The 20094-nt window shown below is 72.5% G+C and carries 19 protein-coding genes; 11 read left to right on the top strand and 8 right to left on the bottom strand.

Annotation, left to right across the window (positions count from 1 at the left end; genetic code table 11):
- Positions 1-36: 36 nt before the first annotated feature.
- From ACIA6T_RS33915 to ACIA6T_RS33905, 3 genes are read left to right on the top strand one after another with little or no spacing between them, the layout of a single operon-like run.
- Positions 37-1467, top strand: a complete 1431-nt coding sequence (locus tag ACIA6T_RS33915) for a S8/S53 family peptidase (protein WP_399450356.1) — start codon at positions 37-39, stop codon at positions 1465-1467.
- A gap of 59 nt (positions 1468-1526) precedes the next feature.
- On the top strand, positions 1527-2102 hold the full coding sequence (locus tag ACIA6T_RS33910; RefSeq protein ID WP_385054940.1) for an RNA polymerase sigma factor: 576 nt from the start codon (positions 1527-1529) through the stop codon (positions 2100-2102).
- Between the two features lie 8 nt (positions 2103-2110).
- The gene (locus ACIA6T_RS33905) at positions 2111-2566 is read left to right on the top strand and encodes a hypothetical protein (protein WP_399450364.1); all 456 of its coding nucleotides are present in this window, start codon (positions 2111-2113) and stop codon (positions 2564-2566) included.
- Between the two features lie 243 nt (positions 2567-2809).
- Here the strand turns inward: ACIA6T_RS33905 and ACIA6T_RS33900 are convergent, their stop codons facing one another.
- Positions 2810-3607: an N-formylglutamate amidohydrolase gene (locus tag ACIA6T_RS33900; RefSeq protein ID WP_399450355.1), complete on the bottom strand. Its 798-nt coding sequence runs from the start codon at positions 3605-3607 to the stop codon at positions 2810-2812.
- A gap of 95 nt (positions 3608-3702) precedes the next feature.
- On the opposite strand from ACIA6T_RS33900, the gene ACIA6T_RS33895 reads away from it, so the two are divergent.
- Positions 3703-4044, top strand: a complete 342-nt coding sequence (locus ACIA6T_RS33895; protein ID WP_399450354.1) for a DUF5713 family protein — start codon at positions 3703-3705, stop codon at positions 4042-4044.
- Between the two features lie 78 nt (positions 4045-4122).
- Here ACIA6T_RS33895 and ACIA6T_RS33890 read toward each other — a convergent pair whose 3' ends face one another.
- The 3 genes from ACIA6T_RS33890 to ACIA6T_RS33880 form a co-directional block, all read right to left on the bottom strand.
- Positions 4123-6342 carry an NADP-dependent isocitrate dehydrogenase gene (locus ACIA6T_RS33890; protein ID WP_399450352.1) on the bottom strand — a complete coding sequence of 740 codons (2220 nt, stop codon included), beginning with the start codon at positions 6340-6342 and terminating at the stop codon, positions 4123-4125.
- A 146-nt stretch (positions 6343-6488) separates the two neighbouring features.
- Positions 6489-7586, bottom strand: a complete 1098-nt coding sequence (locus ACIA6T_RS33885; RefSeq protein ID WP_399450351.1) for a mechanosensitive ion channel family protein — start codon at positions 7584-7586, stop codon at positions 6489-6491.
- Positions 7587-7770: 184 nt separating this feature from the next.
- The gene (locus ACIA6T_RS33880) at positions 7771-8670 is read right to left on the bottom strand and encodes a YbhN family protein (protein WP_399450363.1); all 900 of its coding nucleotides are present in this window, start codon (positions 8668-8670) and stop codon (positions 7771-7773) included.
- A 156-nt stretch (positions 8671-8826) separates the two neighbouring features.
- Between ACIA6T_RS33880 and ACIA6T_RS33875 the strand changes: the two genes are divergently transcribed.
- The gene (locus ACIA6T_RS33875) at positions 8827-10710 is read left to right on the top strand and encodes an ABC transporter ATP-binding protein (protein WP_399450350.1); all 1884 of its coding nucleotides are present in this window, start codon (positions 8827-8829) and stop codon (positions 10708-10710) included.
- A gap of 72 nt (positions 10711-10782) precedes the next feature.
- Here the strand turns inward: ACIA6T_RS33875 and secD are convergent, their stop codons facing one another.
- The 4 genes from secD to ACIA6T_RS33855 are packed head-to-tail and all read right to left on the bottom strand — an operon-like array spanning position 10783 to position 15202.
- On the bottom strand, positions 10783-13098 hold the full coding sequence (secD, locus tag ACIA6T_RS33870) for a protein translocase subunit SecD (RefSeq protein ID WP_399450349.1): 2316 nt from the start codon (positions 13096-13098) through the stop codon (positions 10783-10785).
- 42 nt (positions 13099-13140) lie between these two features.
- On the bottom strand, positions 13141-13536 hold the full coding sequence (locus ACIA6T_RS33865; protein ID WP_399450348.1) for a hypothetical protein: 396 nt from the start codon (positions 13534-13536) through the stop codon (positions 13141-13143).
- Entirely contained in the window at positions 13533-14228 is a 696-nt protein-coding gene (locus tag ACIA6T_RS33860) for a response regulator (RefSeq protein WP_399450347.1), read from the bottom strand. Before ACIA6T_RS33860 ends, ACIA6T_RS33865 begins: the two co-directional genes overlap by 4 nt.
- Positions 14225-15202: a HAMP domain-containing sensor histidine kinase gene (locus tag ACIA6T_RS33855; protein WP_399450346.1), complete on the bottom strand. Its 978-nt coding sequence runs from the start codon at positions 15200-15202 to the stop codon at positions 14225-14227. The genes ACIA6T_RS33860 and ACIA6T_RS33855 overlap by 4 nt, the downstream gene beginning before the upstream one ends.
- A gap of 291 nt (positions 15203-15493) precedes the next feature.
- Here ACIA6T_RS33855 and ACIA6T_RS33850 point away from each other — a divergent pair, with 291 nt between their 5' ends.
- The 6 genes from ACIA6T_RS33850 (at position 15494) to ACIA6T_RS33825 (ending at position 20049) form a co-directional block, all read left to right on the top strand.
- On the top strand, positions 15494-15817 hold the full coding sequence (locus ACIA6T_RS33850; RefSeq protein ID WP_399450345.1) for a TraR/DksA family transcriptional regulator: 324 nt from the start codon (positions 15494-15496) through the stop codon (positions 15815-15817).
- 47 nt (positions 15818-15864) lie between these two features.
- Positions 15865-16233 (top strand): TraR/DksA family transcriptional regulator, encoded by a 369-nt coding sequence (locus ACIA6T_RS33845; RefSeq protein WP_399450344.1) that lies wholly within the window; start codon positions 15865-15867, stop codon positions 16231-16233.
- Positions 16230-17033 (top strand): rod shape-determining protein, encoded by an 804-nt coding sequence (locus tag ACIA6T_RS33840; protein WP_399450343.1) that lies wholly within the window; start codon positions 16230-16232, stop codon positions 17031-17033. Before ACIA6T_RS33845 ends, ACIA6T_RS33840 begins: the two co-directional genes overlap by 4 nt.
- 43 nt (positions 17034-17076) lie before the next feature.
- The gene (locus ACIA6T_RS33835) at positions 17077-17700 is read left to right on the top strand and encodes a hypothetical protein (protein ID WP_399450342.1); all 624 of its coding nucleotides are present in this window, start codon (positions 17077-17079) and stop codon (positions 17698-17700) included.
- A gap of 330 nt (positions 17701-18030) precedes the next feature.
- Complete coding sequence (locus ACIA6T_RS33830; protein WP_399450341.1) at positions 18031-19029, top strand: glycoside hydrolase family 11 protein; 999 nt, start codon at positions 18031-18033, stop codon at positions 19027-19029.
- Between the two features lie 27 nt (positions 19030-19056).
- A complete protein-coding gene (locus ACIA6T_RS33825; protein WP_399450340.1) occupies positions 19057-20049 on the top strand; it encodes a polysaccharide deacetylase family protein in 993 nt (330 codons plus the stop codon).
- Positions 20050-20094 lie beyond the last annotated feature (45 nt).

Below are 20094 nucleotides of genomic sequence, written 5' to 3'. Positions count from 1 at the left end.
GGCACCGGCCGCCGTCGCACCAGTGGAGGACACGCCATGGCACCACAGCGATTCCGCGAGCAGTTCGCACAGATCCAGCGCTCGATGCCCGATGTCCCCCTGGCGGTGGGACCGGACGACGCGGGCGAGTTCCTCTACGAGAAGGGCGTCGTCCTCGCCCGTGACGGAGAAGAGGCCCGCGTCGTCGAGGACACCGTGCGACAGCACTTCACCGCCTTCGCCGGCCTCACCCCGGACCATGTGCGCCGGGCGAGCCCGCAGACCAACCGCTCCGGCATCACCCGTATCCAGGTCGCCGACCCGGGCCGGGGCGACGGCAGCGGCGACCCGGCGGTCGCGGGGGCGCTGCGCGCGCTGTCGGCGACCGAGGGCCGTGCCGGACGCCGGCTGATCAGCCGCAACCACGTGGTGTCGATCGCGGTCAACGCCTGCCCCGGTGACGAGCCCGTGCCCGTGGCGCCCGGCGGGCAGCCCAACCCGGCCGCCGCCGAGGCCGCCCACGACCCGGACACCGCCGTCGGCGTGCTCGTCGTCGACACCGGCCTCATGCACGACCACGGCTCCTACCCGCTGCTCGCCCACACCCGGGGCGACGCCCAGGTCGAGGAGTGCGACGGCGACGGGATCCTCCGGCAGTACTGCGGGCACGGCACGTTCATCGCCGGACTCGTCGCCGCCGTCGCCCCCAACACCGACATCACCGTCCGCGGCACGCTCAACGACGCCGGCGCGATCCTGGAGTCCGAGTTCGGCGAGAAGCTCTTCGAGGCCGTCGACCGGGACGGCTGGCCCGACGTCATCAGCCTCTCCGCCGGCACCTCCAACGGCCGTACCGACGGACTCCTCGGCGTCGACGCCTTCATGCGGGAACTGCGCGAGCGGCCCACGCTGCTGGTCGCCGCCGCCGGCAACAACGGCAGCGCCACGCCCTTCTGGCCCGCCGCCTACGCGGATCTGCCCGGCTACGAGAACGCCGTGCTGTCCGTCGGCGCGCTGCGCGGGGACGGCGAGTTCGGCGCCTGCTTCAGCAACCACGGCGGCTGGGTGAAGGCCTACGCGCCCGGTGAGCGTCTCGTCAGCGCCCTCACCGGCTTCACCACGCCCGTCCCGTACGTGTACCAGCACTCCAGCTACGACGCCTGCCGCTACGGTTTCACGTACGCCTGCACGTGCCACCACCCTCGCCACACCGGCGTACTGAGCGAGGACGAGGGCTCCGGAAAGCCGGACCAGGTGATGTTCGAGGGGCTCGCCCAGTGGAGCGGGACCTCGTTCGCCACCCCCGTCGCCGTCGGCATGGTCGCCGCCCACATGACCGCACAGGCGGAGACCGATCCGCGCAAGGCCCGCCGGCAACTGCTCGACGCCAACACCGAGTACGCGGAAGTGCGCGGGGCGCACGTCCCGGCGCTCCTTCCGCCCACCTGGCGCCCCGTGCAGGTCTCACCACCCTCGGCCCGGGCATGAGGAGCGGAGTTCTCCCTTCCGCGGCGTACGATGACGTGCCGTACACGAGGGGTGGGACCGTGGAGCGTACTGAAGTCGGCGCGTTGGTCCGGTCCGCTGTCGACGGCGACGCGGCGGCCTGGAAGGCGATCGTGGAAGGGCTGGGCCCACTGGTGTGGTCCGTGGTGCGCGCGCACCGGCTCTCCGACGCCGACGCGCACGAGGTCTACCAGACCGTGTGGTTCCGTTTCGCCCAGCATCTGGGGCGGATCCGGGAGCCCGACAAGACGGGTTCCTGGCTGGCCAGTACCGCGCGGCACGAGTGCCTGAAGGTGCACAGGAACGCGCGCCGGCTGATGCTGACGGACGATCCGCAGCTGCTGGACCGGGTCAGCGAGGACGGTGCGCCGGAGCAGTCGCTGCTGGAGGCGGAGGAGGCGGCGGCGCAGAGCGAACGCGTACGGCGGCTGTGGCAGGAGTTCGAGGAACTGGGCGAGCGGTGCAGGCAGTTGCTGCGCGTGCTGATCGCCTCGCCGCCGCCCAGTTATCAGGAGGTGTCCGCCGCGCTCGACATCGCGGTGGGCAGCATCGGGCCGCTGCGCCAGCGCTGTCTGCGCCGGCTGCGGGCCCGGCTCGAGGCACGGGGGGCGACGTGAGCGACGACATGAACGACGATGTGAACGAGGACTTCGACAGTGGGCTGCTGGAGGAGGAACTCCGGCAGGCGGCAGCCGTCCTGGACCCGCTGCCCCCTGCCCTGCTGCAGATCGCCGTGGACGCCTACGCGCTGCACGACCTCGACGCCCGCGTGGCCGAGCTGACCTTCGACTCGCTGGTCGACGCCATCCCGGTCAGGGGCGCGACGGACGTGCCGCGCATGCTCACCTTCACCGCCGGTGAGGTGACGCTGGACGTCGAGGTGACCGCGGAGGGCCTGATGGGCCAGGTGCTGCCGCCCCGGCCGGCCCGCGTCGAGGTACTCGGCGGTCCGCAGCCCGCCACCCCGCTCACCACCGACGACCTGGGCCGCTTCACCAGCGCCACCCCACCCTCCGGCCCCTTCGCCCTGCGCCTGCGCACCGACGACGACGTGGTCGTCACGGAGTGGCTCCGCGCCTGACCCCTCCGGGCGGGCGGTCGAGGGGGGTCTCCCCGGCTCCCGGCCGTTCGAGGGCGCTGCGCGGCGGACCGGCGGCTGCTGTGCCGGGCCCGGTTCTTCGCCCCCGCCGCCCCTTCCCTCCCCCACTATCGGCTTCGCTCGAGCGGGAGGTACCCCCATCCTCCCCGGGGGCGCCGCCCCCGGACCCCCGCTCCTCGAACGCCGGAGGGGCCGGTAGGTGCCGGAGGCGGTGATGCGCCGGAGTCAGTGGGAGGCCGCGTCGATCAGGGTGGCCAGCGCCGAGGCGAGCCCGCGCAGGCCCTGCCCGGCGGGACCGCCCGGTTCGGTCATGTAGGTGTCCCGGCGGATCTCCACCATCAGGGCGGACACCTCCGCCCGCTTGCCGTAGAACTCCAGCGGTACGTACGTCCCGGCGAACGGGCTGTCCAGCCCCGTCTCCCCGCACGGCGCGAACGCCTCCCGGGCGGCGGCGAGCAGACCGGGCGGGGTGTGGAAGGAGTCGGTGCCCAGGCAGACCTCCGGCCGTGGCCCGTCGCCGTGCAGCTCGTAGGGCAGCGGCGCGCCCGGATACGAGTGCACGTCGATGACCACGGCCCGCCCGGTCGCCGCGAGCCGGTCGGCGACGGCCTCCGTCATCGCCCGCGCGTACGGATGGAAGTACCGCTCGATCAGCGGCTCGGCGTCGAACCCGTCGGGCCGCAGCACGTCCTTGTGCGTGGTCCGCGTGTAGACCGCGCCCATGCCGACGGCCAGCATCTCCTCCCGCTCGTCCGGGAACCGCTCGGGGTCGACGACCAGCCGCGAGAGCCGGTTCACGAACCGCCACGGCATGACCCCGGCCGCCCGCGCCGCCGCCTCGGCGATCGACGCGGTGTGCGAGTCGGTGATGTGGTCGAGCTCCCGCTCCAGCCCGGCGTCGTCCAGCACGATCCCGGAACGCACGTCCCCCGGTATCTCCCGCGAGGAATGCGGCACATGCAGGATCACGGGGGAGTCCGGATCACCGGAAAGGAACGCGAAGGACGACGACACATCGGTCATGCGGCTGCTCCAAAGGCATTGTCAGTGGTTCACGGCATGATCAACCGTGCCATACGGCACTGACAACGCCCGCCGCCGAAGGACCGAGGACCACGATGCCGATCAGCAACGAGCAGGTGACCGCCCACCCGTTCCTGCACGCCCTGTACCGGGACGCCTACTACCCCGACCACGTCGTGGACCGCGGCCGGGCCGTCCTGCTCGCCCTCTGCGAGCGCGTCGAGAAGGACCGCCCCGCCGGCCTCACCGCGCTCTACGCGCTGACCCACGCCGCCACCGAGGAGTTCAACGACCTGCAGGCCGCCTTCGAGGAGGCGGGCAGCGAGATCGAGACGGTGGCCCGGGAGGAGATAGCCGGGGAGTTCCGGTTCGTCGCCCGGGCGTACGGTTTCGCGGACGCCGACGCCGAGGAGCTGATCGCCCCGCGCGACTGGTGAACCGCCACACGGCGGACACGGCTCCGCCCCGGCCGGGCGCATGGCCGGCCGGGGCGGATCACCAAGGGGCCGCTCGCGTCAGCTCAGGGACGCCAGGGCCTCGTTCCACGTGGTGGACGGGCGCATGACCTCGGCCGCCCTGGCCGGGTCGGGCTGGTAGTAGCCGCCGATCTCGGCCGGCTTGCCCTGCGCGGCGATCAGCTCGTCGACGATCTTCTGCTCGTTCGCGGCGAGCGTCTCGGCGAGCGGCGCGAACGCCTTCGCCAGGTCCGCGTCGTCGCTCTGCGCGGCCAGCTCCTGCGCCCAGTACAGGGACAGGAAGAAGTGGCTGCCGCGGTTGTCGATGCCGCCGACGCGACGGGTCGGGGACTTGTCCTCGTTGAGGAAGGTCGCCGTGGCGCGGTCGAGGGTGTCGGCGAGGACCTTGGCCCGGCTGTTGCCCGTGACCGAGGCGTACTGCTCCAGGGACGGCACCAGCGCGAAGAACTCACCGAGGGAGTCCCAGCGCAGGTAGTTCTCCTTGACCAGCTGCTGCACGTGCTTCGGCGCGGAGCCGCCGGCACCCGTCTCGAACAGGCCGCCGCCCGCCATCAGCGGGACGACCGACAGCATCTTGGCGCTGGTGCCCAGCTCCAGGATCGGGAACAGGTCGGTGAGGTAGTCGCGCAGCACGTTGCCGGTCACCGAGATGGTGTTCTCACCGCGGCGGATGCGCTCCACCGACAGCTTGGTCGCCTCCACCGGGGACAGGACGCGGATGTCCAGGCCCTCGGTGTCGTGCTCCGGCAGGTACTGCTCGACCTTGGCGATCAGGTTGGCGTCGTGGGCGCGGGTGGCGTCCAGCCAGAACACCGCCGGGTCGCCGGTGGCGCGGGCGCGGGAGACGGCCAGCTTCACCCAGTCGCGGATCGGCGCGTCCTTGGTCTGGCAGGCGCGGAAGATGTCACCGGCGGAGACCGTCTGCTCGAGGACCGCGTCGCCGTTGCCGTCGACCAGGCGGACCGTGCCCGTGACGGGGATCTCGAAGGTCTTGTCGTGGCTGCCGTACTCCTCGGCCTTCTGCGCCATCAGACCGACGTTCGGCACCGAGCCCATGGTGGACGGGTCGTAGGCGCCGTTGGCGCGGCAGTCCTCGATCACGGCCTGGTAGACGCCGGCGTAGCTGGAGTCCGGGAGCACCGCGAGGGTGTCGGCCTCCTGGCCGTCGGGGCCCCACATGTGGCCGGAGGTGCGGATCATGGCCGGCATGGAGGCGTCGACGATGACGTCCGAGGGGACGTGCAGGTTGGTGATGCCCTTGTCGGAGTCGACCATCGCCAGCTGAGGGCCCTCGGCGAGCTCGGCGTCGAAGGACGCCTTGATCTCGGCGCCCCCGGGCAGGGACTCCAGGCCCTTGTAGATGCCGCCGAGACCGTCGTTCGGGGTGAGGCCGGCCGCGGCGAGCTTGTCGCCGTACCGCGCGAACGTCTTCGGGAAGAAGGCGCGCACCACGTGGCCGAAGACGATCGGGTCGGAGACCTTCATCATCGTGGCCTTCAGGTGCACGGAGAACAGCACGCCCTCCTGCTTGGCGCGGGCGACCTGCGCGGTCAGGAACTCGCGCAGCGCGGCGACGCGCATCACGGAGGCGTCGACGACCTCGTCCTTCTTCACCGGCACGGACTCGCGCAGCACGGTGGTGGTGCCGTCGTCGCCCTTGAGCTCGATGCGCAGCGCGCCGTCCTCGGCGATGACGACCGACTTCTCGGTGGAGCGGAAGTCGTCCGCGTCCATGGTGGCGACGTTGGTCCTGGACTCGGCGGTCCAGGCGCCCATGCGGTGCGGGTGGTTCTTGGCGTAGTTCTTCACCGAGGCGGGGGCGCGGCGGTCGGAGTTGCCCTCGCGCAGCACCGGGTTGACGGCCGAGCCCTTGACCTTGTCGTAGCGGGCGCGGATCTCCCGCTCCTCGTCGGTCTTCGGGTCGTCCGGGTAGGCCGGCAGCGCGTAGCCCTGGCCCTGCAGCTCGGCGATCGCGGCCTTGAGCTGCGGGATCGACGCCGAGATGTTCGGCAGCTTGATGATGTTGGCCGCCGGCGTCTTGGCCAGCTCACCGAGCTCCGAGAGGGCGTCCGGGATGCGCTGGTCCTCGGCCAGGTACTCCGGGAACAACGCGATGATGCGCCCGGCCAGCGAGATGTCACGCGTCTCCACGGCGACACCCGCCTGCGAGGCGTACGCCTGGACCACCGGCAGGAAGGAATACGTTGCCAGGGCCGGGGCCTCGTCAGTGTGCGTATAGATGATGGTCGAGTCAGTCACCGGGTGCTCCGCTCCACGTCTGCAACATTGCTCGACATCAAGATATCTCGTGATCGACCGGGGCTCGACAGGGGTCCGCGCCGAGTTCCGGCCGACCTCCCGCCACGGTCGTGCCGGCGTGGCGGGAGATCACCCGGGCGGTGTGCTCAGATCGGCCGGGTGGCGGTCATGTCGTCCGGCACGGCGTCCGTGTCGCGCTGCTGGGGGAAGACCACGGAGCCCTGCTGGAGCGCCACCGTCCGCGCCGGCGACGGGATGCGGATGCCCTCCTCGCGGTAGCGGCGGTGCAGGCGCTTGATGAACTCGTGCTTGATCCGGTACTGGTCGCTGAACTCGCCGACGCCCAGGATGACGGTGAAGCCGATACGGGAGTCCCCGAAGGTGTGGAACCGCACCGCCGGCTCGTGCTCCGGCACCGCGCCGGTGATCTCCGTCATCACCTCGGCGACGACCTCCTTCGTCACCTGCTCCACCTGCTCCAGGTCACTGTCGTACGACACCCCGGCCTGCACCAGGATGGTCAGCCGCTGCTCGGGACGCATGAAGTTGGTCATGTTCGTCTTGGCGAGCTGCGCGTTCGGGATGACCACCAGGTTGTTGGACAGGTTGCGGACGGTCGTCTGGCGCCAGTTGATGTCCTCGACGTAGCCCTCCTCGCCGCTGCTCAGCTGGATGTAGTCCCCGGGCTGCACGGTCTTGGAGGCGAGGATGTGGATGCCCGCGAACAGGTTGGCGAGCGTGTCCTGGAGCGCCAGCGCGACCGCCAGACCGCCGACGCCGAGGGCGGTGAGCAGCGGGGCGATCGAGATGCCCAGCGTCTGCAGCCCCACCAGGAAACCGATCGCCAGGACCAGGATCCGGGTGATGTTCATGAAGATGGTCGCCGACCCTGCGACCCCGGAGCGGGACTGGGTGACCGAGCGCACCAGCCCCGCCACCACCCGGGCCGCCGAGATGGTCGCGGCGAAGATGACCATCAGCGTCAGCGCCTGGTTGACGTTGTGCTGCACGGTCCGGGTCAGCGGCAGCGCCGCCGCCGCGGAGGCCGCACCGCCCGCGATCGCCGCCCACGGCGCGATCATGCGCAGCGCGTCCACGAGGACGTCGTCCCCGCGCCAGCGGGTGCGGTCCGCGTGCCGGCCGAGCCAGCGCAGCAGCATCCGCAGCAGGAACGCCGCCAGCAGGCCGGCCGCGAGGGCGATGCCGGCGTACACCAGGTCGTGCCCGGTGAGCGCGCGGGTCACCGCTCACCCCCGGCGAACGCCCCGGCCGACGGCCGTATGTGAAGTCGTGTCACGTGTCGTCACCTGCTTGGTTTCTACGGGATGTACGCCGCGCCGACCGTCCCTGACCGGCGGTCGGCGCGATCGCTCATCCTGCCGTATCCCGCAGGGCAGTTCGTACCGCCCCCGGCCTTCACCCCGCTGGTCAGATCACCTTCAGCCGCACCAGCACGCCCAGTGTCAACGCCCCCGGCAGCAGCGGCAGCCACACCGTGACGACCCGGAAGGCCAGCACCACCGCCGTGGCCGGCGCGGCGGCCCCGCCCACCGCCACCAGCGCCACGACCAGCGCCGCCTCCACCGAGCCGATCCCGCCGGGAGTCGGCACCAGCGCCACCGCGACCGTCGCCGCCAGATACGCCACCGCCATGTGCGCCGGCGGCACCGACAGCCCGAACGCCAGGCCCACCAGCACCAGTACGGTCGCCTGCAGCGCGGGGAAGGCCAGCGCCCCGCCCCACAGCGCCAGCGCCCGGGAGGGCAGGGCGTGCACCGACCGTGCCTCGCCCAGCGCCGTCCGCAGGAACACGCCCACCGCCCGCCGCAGCCGTCGTACGGCCACCAGCGCGCCCGCCGCGACGGCCACCGCCGCGCCGACCGCGAGCAGCAGCGGACCGAACGCCCCCTCGGGCAGCAGGGAACCGAACCGCAGCGCGCCGGGGAACGCCACGAGCAGGGCCGCCAGCAGCCCCACCCGGCCCACGGACTCCGCCAGCAGATACAGTGCCAGCGCGGCCGAGGAGCGGGCCGGCGGCAGCCCGCACACCGTCATGAACCGCAGATTGACCGCGCTCGCCCCCAGCCCCGTCGGCAGCAGATGGTTCGCCGCGCCTGCCGCGAACTGCGTGGCCAGCAACCGCCGCCGGGGCAGCCGTTCGAGCACCGCGCCCTGCCGGGTGCACGCCGCCGCCACCCAGGTCAGACAGGTCACGCCCGCCGCGGCCAGCAGCCAGGGCCACCGGGCGGTCGCCAGCTGGGCGAACCCCCCGGCCAGCACCGACCGGTGCCGCACCGCGACCACGGTCACGAGCAGCAGCGGCAGCACACACAGGACCCGGCGGATCGTCCCCGTCACGGCCACCGAGGATGCCCGCCGGGCACCAACGGCGGGTTGCGGCGGCCCGGACGCCCGCTGACGGCCGGGCAGCGGGAGCGGGCCGTCCTTGACCTCAATCATGCTCGAGGTCCTACCTTCGTCCACATGAGCATGGAGACCACAGCGTGGACACAGCTGCGCAGCGTCATGACCGCCGAGGACGGGCACCGCCCCCTCACCAGGGCGACGCTGCGCCGCGTCGGCGCCTTCGCCCGCCCGCACCGCCGCCGTCTGATCCTGTTCGTGCTCCTCGGCACGGCGACCGCGGCGCTCGCCGTCGCCACCCCCGTACTGGCCGGGCGCGTCATGGACACCATCGTCTCCGCCGGCGACGAGGCCACGGTGGTCCGGCTGGCCCTGCTCATCGCGCTGATCGCGGTCGTGGAGGCGGTCCTCGGCGTACTCGGCCGCAGACTCTCGGCGGCCCTCGGCGAGGAACTCATCCTCGACCTGCGGACAGCGGTCTTCGACCACGTACAGCGGATGCCGGTCGCGTTCTTCACACGCACCCGTACGGGAGCGCTCGTCTCCCGTCTCAACAACGACGTCATCGGCGCCCAGCGCGCCTTCAGCAACACCCTGTCGACCGTGGTCGGCAACCTGGTCACCCTGGTCCTCGCCCTCGCCGTGATGCTCACCCTGTCCTGGCAGATCACCCTGCTCGCGCTGGTCCTGCTGCCGGTGTTCGTGGTCCCGGCCCGCCGCATGGGCCGCCGTATGGCCGGGATGCAGCGCGAGGCAGCCGCCCTGAACGCGGCCATGGGCACCCGGATGACCGAGCGGTTCTCCGCACCCGGCGCCACCCTGGTCAAGCTGTTCGGACGCCCCGAGGAGGAGTCGGAGGAGTTCGCGGTCCGCGCCCGCCGGGTGCGGGACATCGGCGTGCGTACGGCCACGGCGCAGACGGTGTTCATCACCGCGCTGACCCTCGTCTCCGCCCTCGCCCTCGCCCTGGTCTACGGCCTCGGCGGCCGGCTCGCCCTCGCCGGAACCCTGGAACCCGGCGCCGTCGTGGCGCTGGCCCTGCTGCTCACCCGGCTCTACGCACCGCTCACCTCGCTGGCCGGGGCACGGGTGGAGGTGATGAGCGCGCTGGTCAGCTTCGAGCGGGTCTTCGAGGTCCTGGACCTGGAGCCGCTCGTCCGGGAGAAGCCGGACGCCCGCGAGGTGCCCGACGGCCCGGTCGCCGTCGAGTTCGACGACGTCCGCTTCGGCTACCCGTCCGCCGACAAGGTCTCCCTGGCCTCCCTGGAGGAGGTCGCCACCCTCGATCCGCGCGGCGGTGACGTGGTCCTGCACGGCATCTCCTTCCGCGCCGAACCCGGGCAGACCGTCGCCCTCGTCGGCTCCTCCGGCGCGGGCAAGTCGACCGTCGCCCAGCTCCTGCCACGGCTGTACGACGTCGACTCAGGCACCGTACGCGTGGGCGGCGTCGACGTCCGCGACCTGACCGCCGCCTCCCTGCGCGCCACTCTCGGGATGGTTACCCAGGACGGTCACCTCTTCCACGACACGGTGCGCGCCAACCTGCTCCTGGCCCGGCCGGACGCGGGCGAGCCCGACCTGTGGGACGCCCTGCGCCGGGCCCGCCTCGACGATCTCGTACGGTCCCTGCCCGACGGCCTGGACACGGTGGTCGGCGAACGCGGCTACCGCCTCTCCGGCGGCGAGCGCCAGCGCATGACCATCGCCCGGCTGCTGCTGGCCCGCCAGCGCGTCGTCATCCTCGACGAGGCCACCGCCCACCTGGACAACACCTCCGAGGCGGCCGTGCAGGAGGCGCTCACGGAGGCGCTGGAGGGCAGGACGGCGGTGGTGATCGCCCACCGGCTGTCCACCGTCCGCGCCGCCGACCTCATCCTGGTCGTCGAGGCCGGCCGGATCGTGGAACGCGGCACGCACGAGCGGTTGCTGGCCGCCGGCGGCCGCTACGCCGAGCTGTACCGCACCCAGTTCGAACAGCGGCCGGGGGAGGCGGTGGTGGCGTAGCGGCGCTGCCGGGCGGAAGGGGCGGGCCGCCTCCGGGTGGGGCCCGCCCCTGCCGCCTGCTTCCACCTGTTCCTACCGTGCCCGCGCGGCGGCCTCGGTCCGCTCCGGGCGCTCCGCGGCGCTGGTCCTCGCCCGCCCGGAACCACTCCGGCCACGCCCCCGGCCGCCCTTGCCGTCACCGGCGTACGCGTCGAGCACGACGGCGAGCGGCGATGCGGTCAGGACCGACGAGTACGTGCCCACGAGCATGCCGATCAGCAGCGCGAGCGCGAAGTCGGTGAGCGAGTCACCGCCCAGCAGGGCCAGCGCGGCCAGGATGAAGATCACACCGATACCGGTGTTGACCGTACGGGGCACCGTCTGCAGGATCGCCCGGTTGGTGACCTGCGCCAAGGGTGCCTTGCCGTCCTTGCGCCACAGCTCGCGGATCCGGTCGAACACCACGACGGAGTCGTTCACCGAGTAACCGATCACGGTGAGCAGCGCGGCCAGGAACACACCGTCGACCGGCTTGCCCAGCCAGGCGAAGACACCGGTCAGGATGACCACGTCGTGCGCCAGGGCGGCCACCGCCCCCGTACCGAACATCCAGCGGAACCGGAACGCCAGGTACAGCAGCTGGGCGCCGAGCGCCAGACCGAGCGCGATCAGCGCGTTGCGCCGCAGCTCGTCGCCGAGGCTCGGGCCGATCAGCTCGTCGCGGACCTTCTCCGCCCCGCCGCCGACCTCCGCGACGGCGTCGGCCACCTCGACCGCCTCCGCGTTGGTCAGCTCCTCGGTGCGCACCGTCAGCTTGTCGTCCCCGGAGGACTGCACGACCGCCTGGGGGAAGCCGGCGTCGGCCAGGGCCGCGCGGGCCCGGTCCGGGTCGACGGTCTCACCGGTGGAGTACTCGATGAGCCGGCCGCCGGTGAACTCCACACCGAAGTCCAGCCCGCGCACCACGATGCCCGCGCCGGCGACGGCGAGCACCACGGCGGACACCGCCAGCCAGCGGCGCGGGCGCCGCATGAGCTGCGGGTCGCGGCGGGTCAGGTACGTACGGACCCGGCCGATGGAGGCCAGACCGGTGACCTTCGGACGCCGGTGCACCCAGCGGCGGGCCACGGCGAACTCCGCGAGCACCCGGGTGATCACCAGGGCACTGATCATGGACGCGAGGACACCGATGCCCAGCGTGACACCGAAGCCCTTCACCGGACCGGACGCGAGCAGGAACAGCAGCGCCGCCGCGATCAGCGTGGTGACGTTGGAGTCCGCGATGGCGCTGAACGCGCCCTTGAAACCGGCGGTCAGCGCCGAGCGGCCGCTGGGCCGGTTGCGCTTGCCGTACTCCTCCCGGGCCCGTTCGAAGACCAGCACGTTGGCGTCCACGGCCATACCGATGGCCAGCACGAAACCGGCGAGACCGGGCAGGGTGAGGGTGGCGCCGAGGGCCGCCAGACCGGCGTAGGAGATCAGGCCGTAGCAGAGCAGGGCCAGGGTGGCCAGGACGCCCATCAGCCGGTAGACGACGATGATGAAGAGCGCGGTCAGCGCGGTGCCGGCGACGGCCGCCCAGGCGCTGGCCTCGATGGCCTCGGCGCCCAGCGTCGGGCCCACGGTCCGCTGCTCGACCGTCTCGACCGGCACCGGCAGGGCGCCGCCCTTGACCAGCAGGGCGAGCTCCTTGGCCTCGTCGCCGGTGAAGGAACCGGTGATCTGGGTGGACCCGCCGGTGATGCCCGCGCCGCAGGCGACGGACGGGTCGACCTGCGGCGAGGAGATGACCTTGTCGTCCAGCACGATCGCGACCCGGCGCTGCGGGTCGCCCGCCGGGTGGCAGGCGGCCTCGCCGGTCAGCTTCGCCCAGCCCTCGCCGTCCTCGAAGTCCACGGTGACGTGCCAGCCGGCGCCGCCCTGCGGGTCGAAGAGGCCCTCGGCGTCCTTCACGTCCTGGCCGGTGAGCGACGCGGCGGCCAGCCGCAGCCGTTCACCGGACTGCTCGTCGGGCAGGACGCGCTCGCCCTCCGCCCGGTCCTTCCCGGACCCGGTGGCGGTGCCGAGCACCGGGTGGACGGAGAGCTGCGCGGTGCGGCCGAGGACGTCGGCGGCCTTGCGCGGATCCTGCACGCCGGGCAGCTCGACGATGATCCGGTTCTCCCCGGAGCGGACGATGCCCGGTTCGGCGACGCCGAGCGCGTCGACCCGGCCGCGCAGCACCTCCAGGGTGCGGTCGGTGGCCTCGGCGTCGGCCTCCACGGTCTCGGTGGAACGGGTCTCCAGCACGATCTGGGTGCCGCCCCGCAGATCCAGGCCCAGACGGACCGGGACGGTGACGGCGACGAACACGGACAGGGCGATCACGGCGAGCGCGAACAACGCCCTGACGCGGGCGGGACGTTTCACAGATGCCTCCAGCAGGCACGCGGAAAAGAGGAAGGGGGAGTCTCAGGTGCTGGAGGCCGTGGGCGGGGCGCGCCCCAGGTCCGACGGCATGTGCGCGGCGGCGGGCGGCGCGTGCCCGGCCGCCGGCGAGGGCCGGGCCGGCCGGGGCGGGACCGGCGGCGTGTGCGCCGCGGTGAAGAGCAGATGACCGGCGGGCACCGTCCGCTCACCGGTGTCCCGCTCCGGCCGGGTGAACAGGGTGCGGGCGCCGACGTAGGCGTCGTCGCCGTACGGACGGGTGTCGGACTGGTACGCCGGGGCGGCGGAGGAAGCGGTGGCGGGGGCGGGTTCCGTGCCGTGGGCGAACCCGAGGGCCAGCAGCACGGCCGCGAACACGGCGAGGGCCGCCGCGGCGGCCCGGGACGGAAGGGCGGAGCGTCTCCGCCGGCCGGCGGTCAAGGCTCGACGAGCCCGGCGCGGATCGCGTAACGGGTCAGTTCGAGGCGGTCCCGCAGTCCCAGCTTGTGCAGCAGGTTCTCGCGGTGCCGCTGGACCGTCTTGACGCTGATGAACAGCAGCTCGGCGATCTCCTTCGACGAATGGCCCTCGGCGACGAGCTTGAGCACCTCCTCCTCGCGTGGGGTCAGCAACTGCTCCGGCGCCTCCTCGCCGTGCCGGACCCGGTCGAGGTAGTTGCGGATCAGGGCGGTCACCGCCCCCGGGTACAGGAACGGCTCGTCCCGCATCGCGGCCCGGCAGGCGGCGACCAGATCCCGGTCCGCGACGGACTTCAGCACATAACCGCCGGCCCCGGCCTTGAGCGCCTGGAACAGGTACTGCTCGTTGTCGTGCATCGTCAGCATCAGGATGCGCAGCCCCGGCTTCAGCGCGCTCAGCTCGCGGGCGGCCTGCAGGCCGGTCAGCCGCGGCATGGCGATGTCCAGGACGGCCAGGTCGACGTCGTGGGTGCGGGCCATGGCGATCGCCTCCGCGCCGTCACCCGCCTCGGCGACCACTTCCAGGTCCGGCTCCCGGTCGAGGATGAGCCGCACACCGCGCCGCACCAGCGCGTGGTCGTCGGCGAGCAGGATCCGGATCGTGGGGTCCGTCCGGCGGTCGCCGTGGGTGTCGTGGGTGTCCTGGTGGTTCATGACTGCTTCCTGACGGTGGGCACGGTCAGCCGGACCCGGGTACCGGCCGGTGTCGCGGAGGTCTCGCCGGGGCCGGAGATGTCCAGTCCGGCCCCGATCAGCAGGGCCCGCTCCCGCATCCCGCGGAGCCCGGCGCCCTCGCGGGCGGCACCGATGCCGCGGCCGTCGTCGCCCACCTCCAGGACGACGCACCCGTCGGCGGCGCGCAGGCTCACCTCCACGCACCGCGCCTCGGCGTGCCGCGCGGCGTTGGTCAGGCTCTCCTGCGCCACCCGGTAGATCACCAGCTCCGCCTCGTGGTCGAGAGCGGGCAGATCGGAGTCGAAGCGGCGCAGCACGCGCAGCCCGGTGTGCGTGGCGAACTCGGTGGCCAGCGAGGTGACCGCGCTGACCAGGCCCAGATCGTCCAGGACGCCCGGACGCAGCCGGCGCACCAGCCGGCGGACCTCGTCGAGGCTCTCCCGGGTGATCTCCTGCGCCTGCTGGAGCTCACCGCGCAGCGGCTGGGACGCCTCGTCGGCCGCCCGCTTCAGGGCCAGCAGCACGGCGGTCATGCTCTGTCCGACCTCGTCGTGCAGCTCCTGGGCGATACGGCGCCGCTCGCCCTCCTGGGCGAGGATGGCGCGGGCGCTGCTCGCGACGCGTTCCCCCTCCAGCCGCTCCAGCATCGAATTGAACGTGCTGACCAGTTCGGCGACCTCGCCGCCACCGCGCACGGGCAGCCGCTGACCGGGGTGCAGCAGGTCCACGGTGGTCATCAGCCGCGTCACCCGGTCCAGCGGGGCGAGGCCGATGCGCAGCAGGGCAGCGTTGGCGACGAGCATGACGCCGAGGCCGCCCACCAGGATCACCGCCTCGGTCAGCAGCACCGGGACGGACACGGTCACCGGAGCCCACAGCAGCAGCGCGGTGGCACTGCCCAGCACCACCGCGTTGAGCCCGAAGATCCGCCAGTACAGGGACACGGAGGTCACGCCTTCCTCTTTCTCGTCTGCCTCTACTGTCGGTCACCGTGCCGTCCTGTGCGGCTGCGGCCCCCTTGTCCCGGCGGACACCGGCCAGCCTGCACCAGGAGCGGCCCCCCGGTCGATGGGCCCCGCGACCCATTTCCGCCGGCCCGACCGACCCGCACCGGGCGGGGTGGGTCCTCGGACCCCGCTCGGATGGGTACCGCGCCCGATGGGCGCCGGGACGGAAACGGGCGAGGCTGGAGACATCATCCGTACGTCACATCCGTACGTCACCGTCCCCGAGGAGGACCGTCCGTGTCGCTCGACCTGCCCCGCACCGAGACCCGTACCGCCCACCCGGCCGCCGACGAGGTCCGCCGGCGCCTCGAACACGCCCGTACGACCCGGCTCGCGCAGCTCAAGGCCCTCGACGAAACGGGGCAGAGTCCCGGCGACCACCTGATGTCCAACCAGAGGGACGCCATCCGACGTGTCCTGAAGGAGATCGAGGAGGCCTTCGCGCGCGTCGACGACGGCACCTACGGCACCTGCCTGGGCTGTTCCAAGGCCGTACCGCCGGAGCGGCTGGAGATCCTCCCGCACACCCGGTACTGCGTCGCCTGCCAGGGTCGCGCCTGACCCCGACCGTCCCTCCTCCTCTCCCGCTCTGCCCAAGGGGTGCAGTGGTGACCCACCAGACCATCGGCGAGCGCGACACGGTCCTCGACGACGAGGACCTCGCCGCGCTGCGCGAGAACCTGCACGAGCAGCGGCTGTTCCGCCAGGAGCAGCTACGGCAGTTCGCCGTCCACTCCTCGAACCGTGCCGACGACCGCCGCCAGACGGACGCTGCCCGGATCGAGGTGGGCGTCAAGCTCGCGGCGTCCGCCCGCATGGTGCTCGCCGACGTCGAGGCGGCGCTCGCCCGGATGGACTCCGGGCAGTACGGCACCTGCCACCTGTGCCGCCGCGCCGTCGAACGCCACCGCCTGCTGATCGTCCCCCAGGCCCGCTACTGCGGGCGCTGCCAGCAGGTGAGGGAGGCCGGCCGGTGACCGTGATCCGGCGTCCCCTCCCGGCACCGGTACGGCACCGGCACTGGCCGCTGTGCCGGCGCTGCTCAGGCATCGCTCTCGACCTGGGCAGCGCCCGCACACGCGCGTGGATCGCCGGACGGGGCATGGTCCTCGACGTGCCCACCGTGACCTTCCCGGGCACCGGCGCGATCCACCCCATCCAGCGCGGCACCATCGTCGACACCCCCGGCACGGCGCGGATGCTGGAGCGGCTGCTCGGGCACCGGCTGCCCCGGATCGGCCGCCCGCTGGTCGTCGTCACGGCACCGGTCCTGGACGGGCTCGCCTTCCGGACCGCCGCCCGCACGGCCGTCGAGATCCTCCGCCCGCGCGCCGTACTGACCGTCCCCGGCGCCCGCGCGGTGGCCCTGGCGGCGGGCGCCGACCACGTCCGGCCGCTGCTCGTCGTGGACATCGGCGCCCACCTCACCGAGGTGGTGCTGCTCGTGGACGGGGCGGTCACCGACGCCCGCCGCACCGCGCTGGGCACCGCCGACCTGGCCGACGGCACGTCACCCGGCGACATCACCGCGGCGGTGGTCGACATGGTGACCGCGATGCTGCGGCAGGACCGCACCGGGCTGACCCGTGCCGCCCTGCGCCGGGGCGTCCTGCTGGCCGGCGGCGGCGCGCTGCGCCCCGACATCACCCGCGACCTCCCCGCCGGCCTCGGCTGCGCGGTCCGGCTGGTCCCGTCGCCGCACACCGCCGCGGTCCGGGGCGCCGCCGGCCTCCTCGCCTCGGCGCACCACCACCCCTCGGCCACCGGAACCGTCTGACCGGTCCGACCGCCCGCGCCCCGCCACCGGAAGGAGTCCTGACGTGGCCGGCGAGATGCCTCCGGCGCAGCCGCCCCCGGGCCCGCCCCCGCGCCCCCTGCTGTGGCGCTGGCGGCACAACCCCCTGCGCCGCCGCACCGACACGCTCCACGCCTGGCTCGGCCTCGGGGCGCTGATCGCCGTACTGGCCGTGGCACCCGTGGCCGCCGTCCTCGCCGGCGACGCCGCCCGCCGGCATTACGAGGAGACCGCCCGCCACCAGAACCAGACCCGGTACGAGACGGAGGCGACCCTCGTCCACGATGCTCCGCGCCACCCCGAACCGGGCTCGGACGAGGAGAGGAAGACCCGCTACCCGGTCGAGGTCCGCGTGGTCACCCGCGAGGGACGGACCCGCACCATCCGGACGGAGGTCCGGCCGGGGCTGACCGCCGGCAACACCGTACGCGTCTGGGTCACCGCCGACGGCGAGGCGACGGACCGGCCGCTCACCGACGAGGAGGTCCGCAGCCGCACCATGGGCTGGGCCCTCCTCGCCGCCATCGGCGTCGCCCTCACCGGCGCCGCCGCCCACGCCCTGACCGGCCTGACCCTGCGCCGCCGCAACCTCGCCGACTGGGACACGGCCTGGGCGGAGACGGCCCCGCGCTGGACGACACCCACGTGAGGAGTGGTCACCGGGGCCCGGCCGTGAGGGCCTCGCCCCGGCACCCCCTCGTGAGCCCGCGACCGGCAGGTGACATCGCCGGTCGCGTTCGTAAGAGCGAAACTTTCGTTTACTCCACATCAGAGTTCGACGTATCTCCGACGCATGGTGCAAGGCCCCTGAATTCGACCGGTTCAGTACATCCACTGAGCTGGTGTTACGTGAATTCTTCGCCGTTTTTGATCAAGCGAAGATTTCGAAACATTCACCGAAACTGTTGACGGTTGACGCGTGCAGACCAACACTGTCCGGCATCGAACCCCCCACCGAGCCGCACAGGAGGCGCACCACATGCACGTGTCCGCACATCCGAAGGGCCGCAGACGCGGCCGCCTGCTGCTCGGCGTCAGGAGCGCCTGGACCATCGCGCTGGCCGCCGTCACCGCACTGCTCCTGACCGCCACCACCGCCACCGCCGTCACCACGAACCAGACCGGCACCAACAACGGCTGGTGGTACTCGTTCTGGACCGACTCCCAGGGGACCGTCTCCATGGACCTGGGCTCCGGCGGCAACTACAGCACCCGGTGGAGCAACACCGGCAACTTCGTGGCCGGCAAGGGCTGGAGCACCGGCGGCCGCAAGACCGTCAGCTACTCGGGCTCCTTCAACCCGTCCGGCAACGCGTACCTCACGCTTTACGGATGGACCACCGGCCCGCTCGTCGAGTACTACATCGTCGACAACTGGGGCACCTACCGGCCCACCGGCGAGTACAAGGGCACCGTCACCAGCGACGGCGGCACGTACGACATCTACAGGACGACCCGGTACAACGCTCCCTCCATCGAGGGCACCAGGACCTTCGACCAGTACTGGAGCGTGAGGCAGTCCAAGCGCACCGGCGGCACCATCACCAGCGGCAACCACTTCGACGCCTGGGCGAGCAAGGGCATGAACCTGGGCAGCCACAACTACATGATCATGGCCACCGAGGGCTACCAGAGCAGCGGCAGCTCCAACATCACCGTGAGTGAGGGCAGTTCCGGTGGTGGCGGTGGTGGCGGTGGTGGCGGTGGTGGCGGTGGCTGCAACGCGACCCTGTCCGCCGGCGAGAAGTGGGGCGACCGCTACAACCTCAACGTCTCGGTGAGCGGCTCCAGCGACTGGACCGTCACGATGCGGGTCCCGTCCCCGGCGAAGGTCTCCTCGACCTGGAACGTCAGCGCGTCCTACCCCGACAGCCAGACCCTCGTCGCCAAGTCCAACGGCAGCGGCGGCAACTGGGGCGCGACGATCATGGCCAACGGCAACTGGAACTGGCCGACGGTCTCCTGCAGCGCAGGCTGACCCCCCCCACGAGGAGGACCACCGCAGATGACCACCGGAAAAGTCACCCGGTCCCTGGTGTCGGGACTGGCCGTCGCCGCGCTGACCCTGGCCGGCACCGCCACCGCGACCCTCGACGCCGCACCGGCGCACGCCGCCGCCTGCAACGGCTACGTCGGGCTCACCTTCGACGACGGCCCGTCGACCGGCAGCACCACGAACCTGCTCAACGCGCTCAGGCAGAACGGGCTGCGGGCCACGATGTTCAACCAGGGCCAGTACGCCGCCGCCAACCCCTCCCTGGTCAAGGCCCAGGTCGACGCCGGCATGTGGGTCGCCAACCACAGCTACACCCACCCCCACATGACCCAGCTGAGCCAGTCCCAGATGGACTCGGAGATCGCCCGCACCCAGCAGGCGATCGCCGGCGCCGGCGGCGGCACACCGAAGCTGTTCCGTCCGCCGTACGGCGAGACCAACTCGACGCTGCGCGCGGTCGAGGCCAAGTACGGTCTGACCGAGATCCTCTGGGACGTCGACTCGCAGGACTGGAACAACGCGAGCACCGACGCCATCGTGCAGGCCGCCTCCCGGCTCACCAACGGCCAGGTCATCCTGATGCACGACTGGCCGGCCAACACCATCGCCGCGATCCCGCGCATCGCGCAGAACCTGGCCTCCCGGGGCCTGTGCGCCGGCATGATCTCCCCGCAGACCGGCCGCGCCGTCGCCCCCGACGGCTCCGGCGGCGGGGGAGGAGGCGGTGGTGGCGGCACCGCCTGCACCGCGACCCTGTCCGCGGGCAGCAGCTGGGGCGACCGCTACAACCTCAACGTCTCGGTGAGCGGCTCCAGCGACTGGACCGTCACGATGCGGGTCCCGTCCCCGGCGAAGGTCTCCTCGACCTGGAACGTCAGCGCGTCCTACCCCGACAGCCAGACCCTCGTCGCCAAGCCCAACGGCAGCGGCGACAACTGGGGGGTGACGATCATGACCAACGGCAACTGGAACTGGCCGACGGTCTCCTGCAGCACGGGCTGAGCGAAGGGTGAGCCGTGGCACGCGTCGTGCCGCGGCTCACCCGTG

Origin of the sequence: Streptomyces sp. NPDC051740, from assembly GCF_044453165.1 — a bacterium.
GTDB lineage: Bacteria > Actinomycetota > Actinomycetes > Streptomycetales > Streptomycetaceae > Streptomyces > Streptomyces atrovirens.
Note: the sequence above shows the minus strand (reverse complement) of the source record. Positions and strands in the feature narration are given on the sequence as shown.

Bases quoted from the DNA above. Each gene is read 5' to 3' on its own strand.
- ACIA6T_RS33915 (WP_399450356.1), top strand. From the start codon at position 37: ATGGCACCACAGCGATTCCGCGAGCAGTTCGCACAGATCCAGCGCTCG.
- ACIA6T_RS33905 (WP_399450364.1), top strand. From the start codon at position 2,111: ATGAACGACGATGTGAACGAGGACTTCGACAGTGGGCTGCTGGAGGAG.
- ACIA6T_RS33900 (WP_399450355.1), bottom strand. From the start codon at position 3,607: ATGACCGATGTGTCGTCGTCCTTCGCGTTCCTTTCCGGTGATCCGGAC.
- ACIA6T_RS33895 (WP_399450354.1), top strand. From the start codon at position 3,703: ATGCCGATCAGCAACGAGCAGGTGACCGCCCACCCGTTCCTGCACGCC.
- ACIA6T_RS33875 (WP_399450350.1), top strand. From the start codon at position 8,827: ATGAGCATGGAGACCACAGCGTGGACACAGCTGCGCAGCGTCATGACC.
- ACIA6T_RS33860 (WP_399450347.1), bottom strand. From the start codon at position 14,228: ATGAACCACCAGGACACCCACGACACCCACGGCGACCGCCGGACGGAC.
- ACIA6T_RS33830 (WP_399450341.1), top strand. From the start codon at position 18,031: ATGCACGTGTCCGCACATCCGAAGGGCCGCAGACGCGGCCGCCTGCTG.
- ACIA6T_RS33825 (WP_399450340.1), top strand. From the start codon at position 19,057: ATGACCACCGGAAAAGTCACCCGGTCCCTGGTGTCGGGACTGGCCGTC.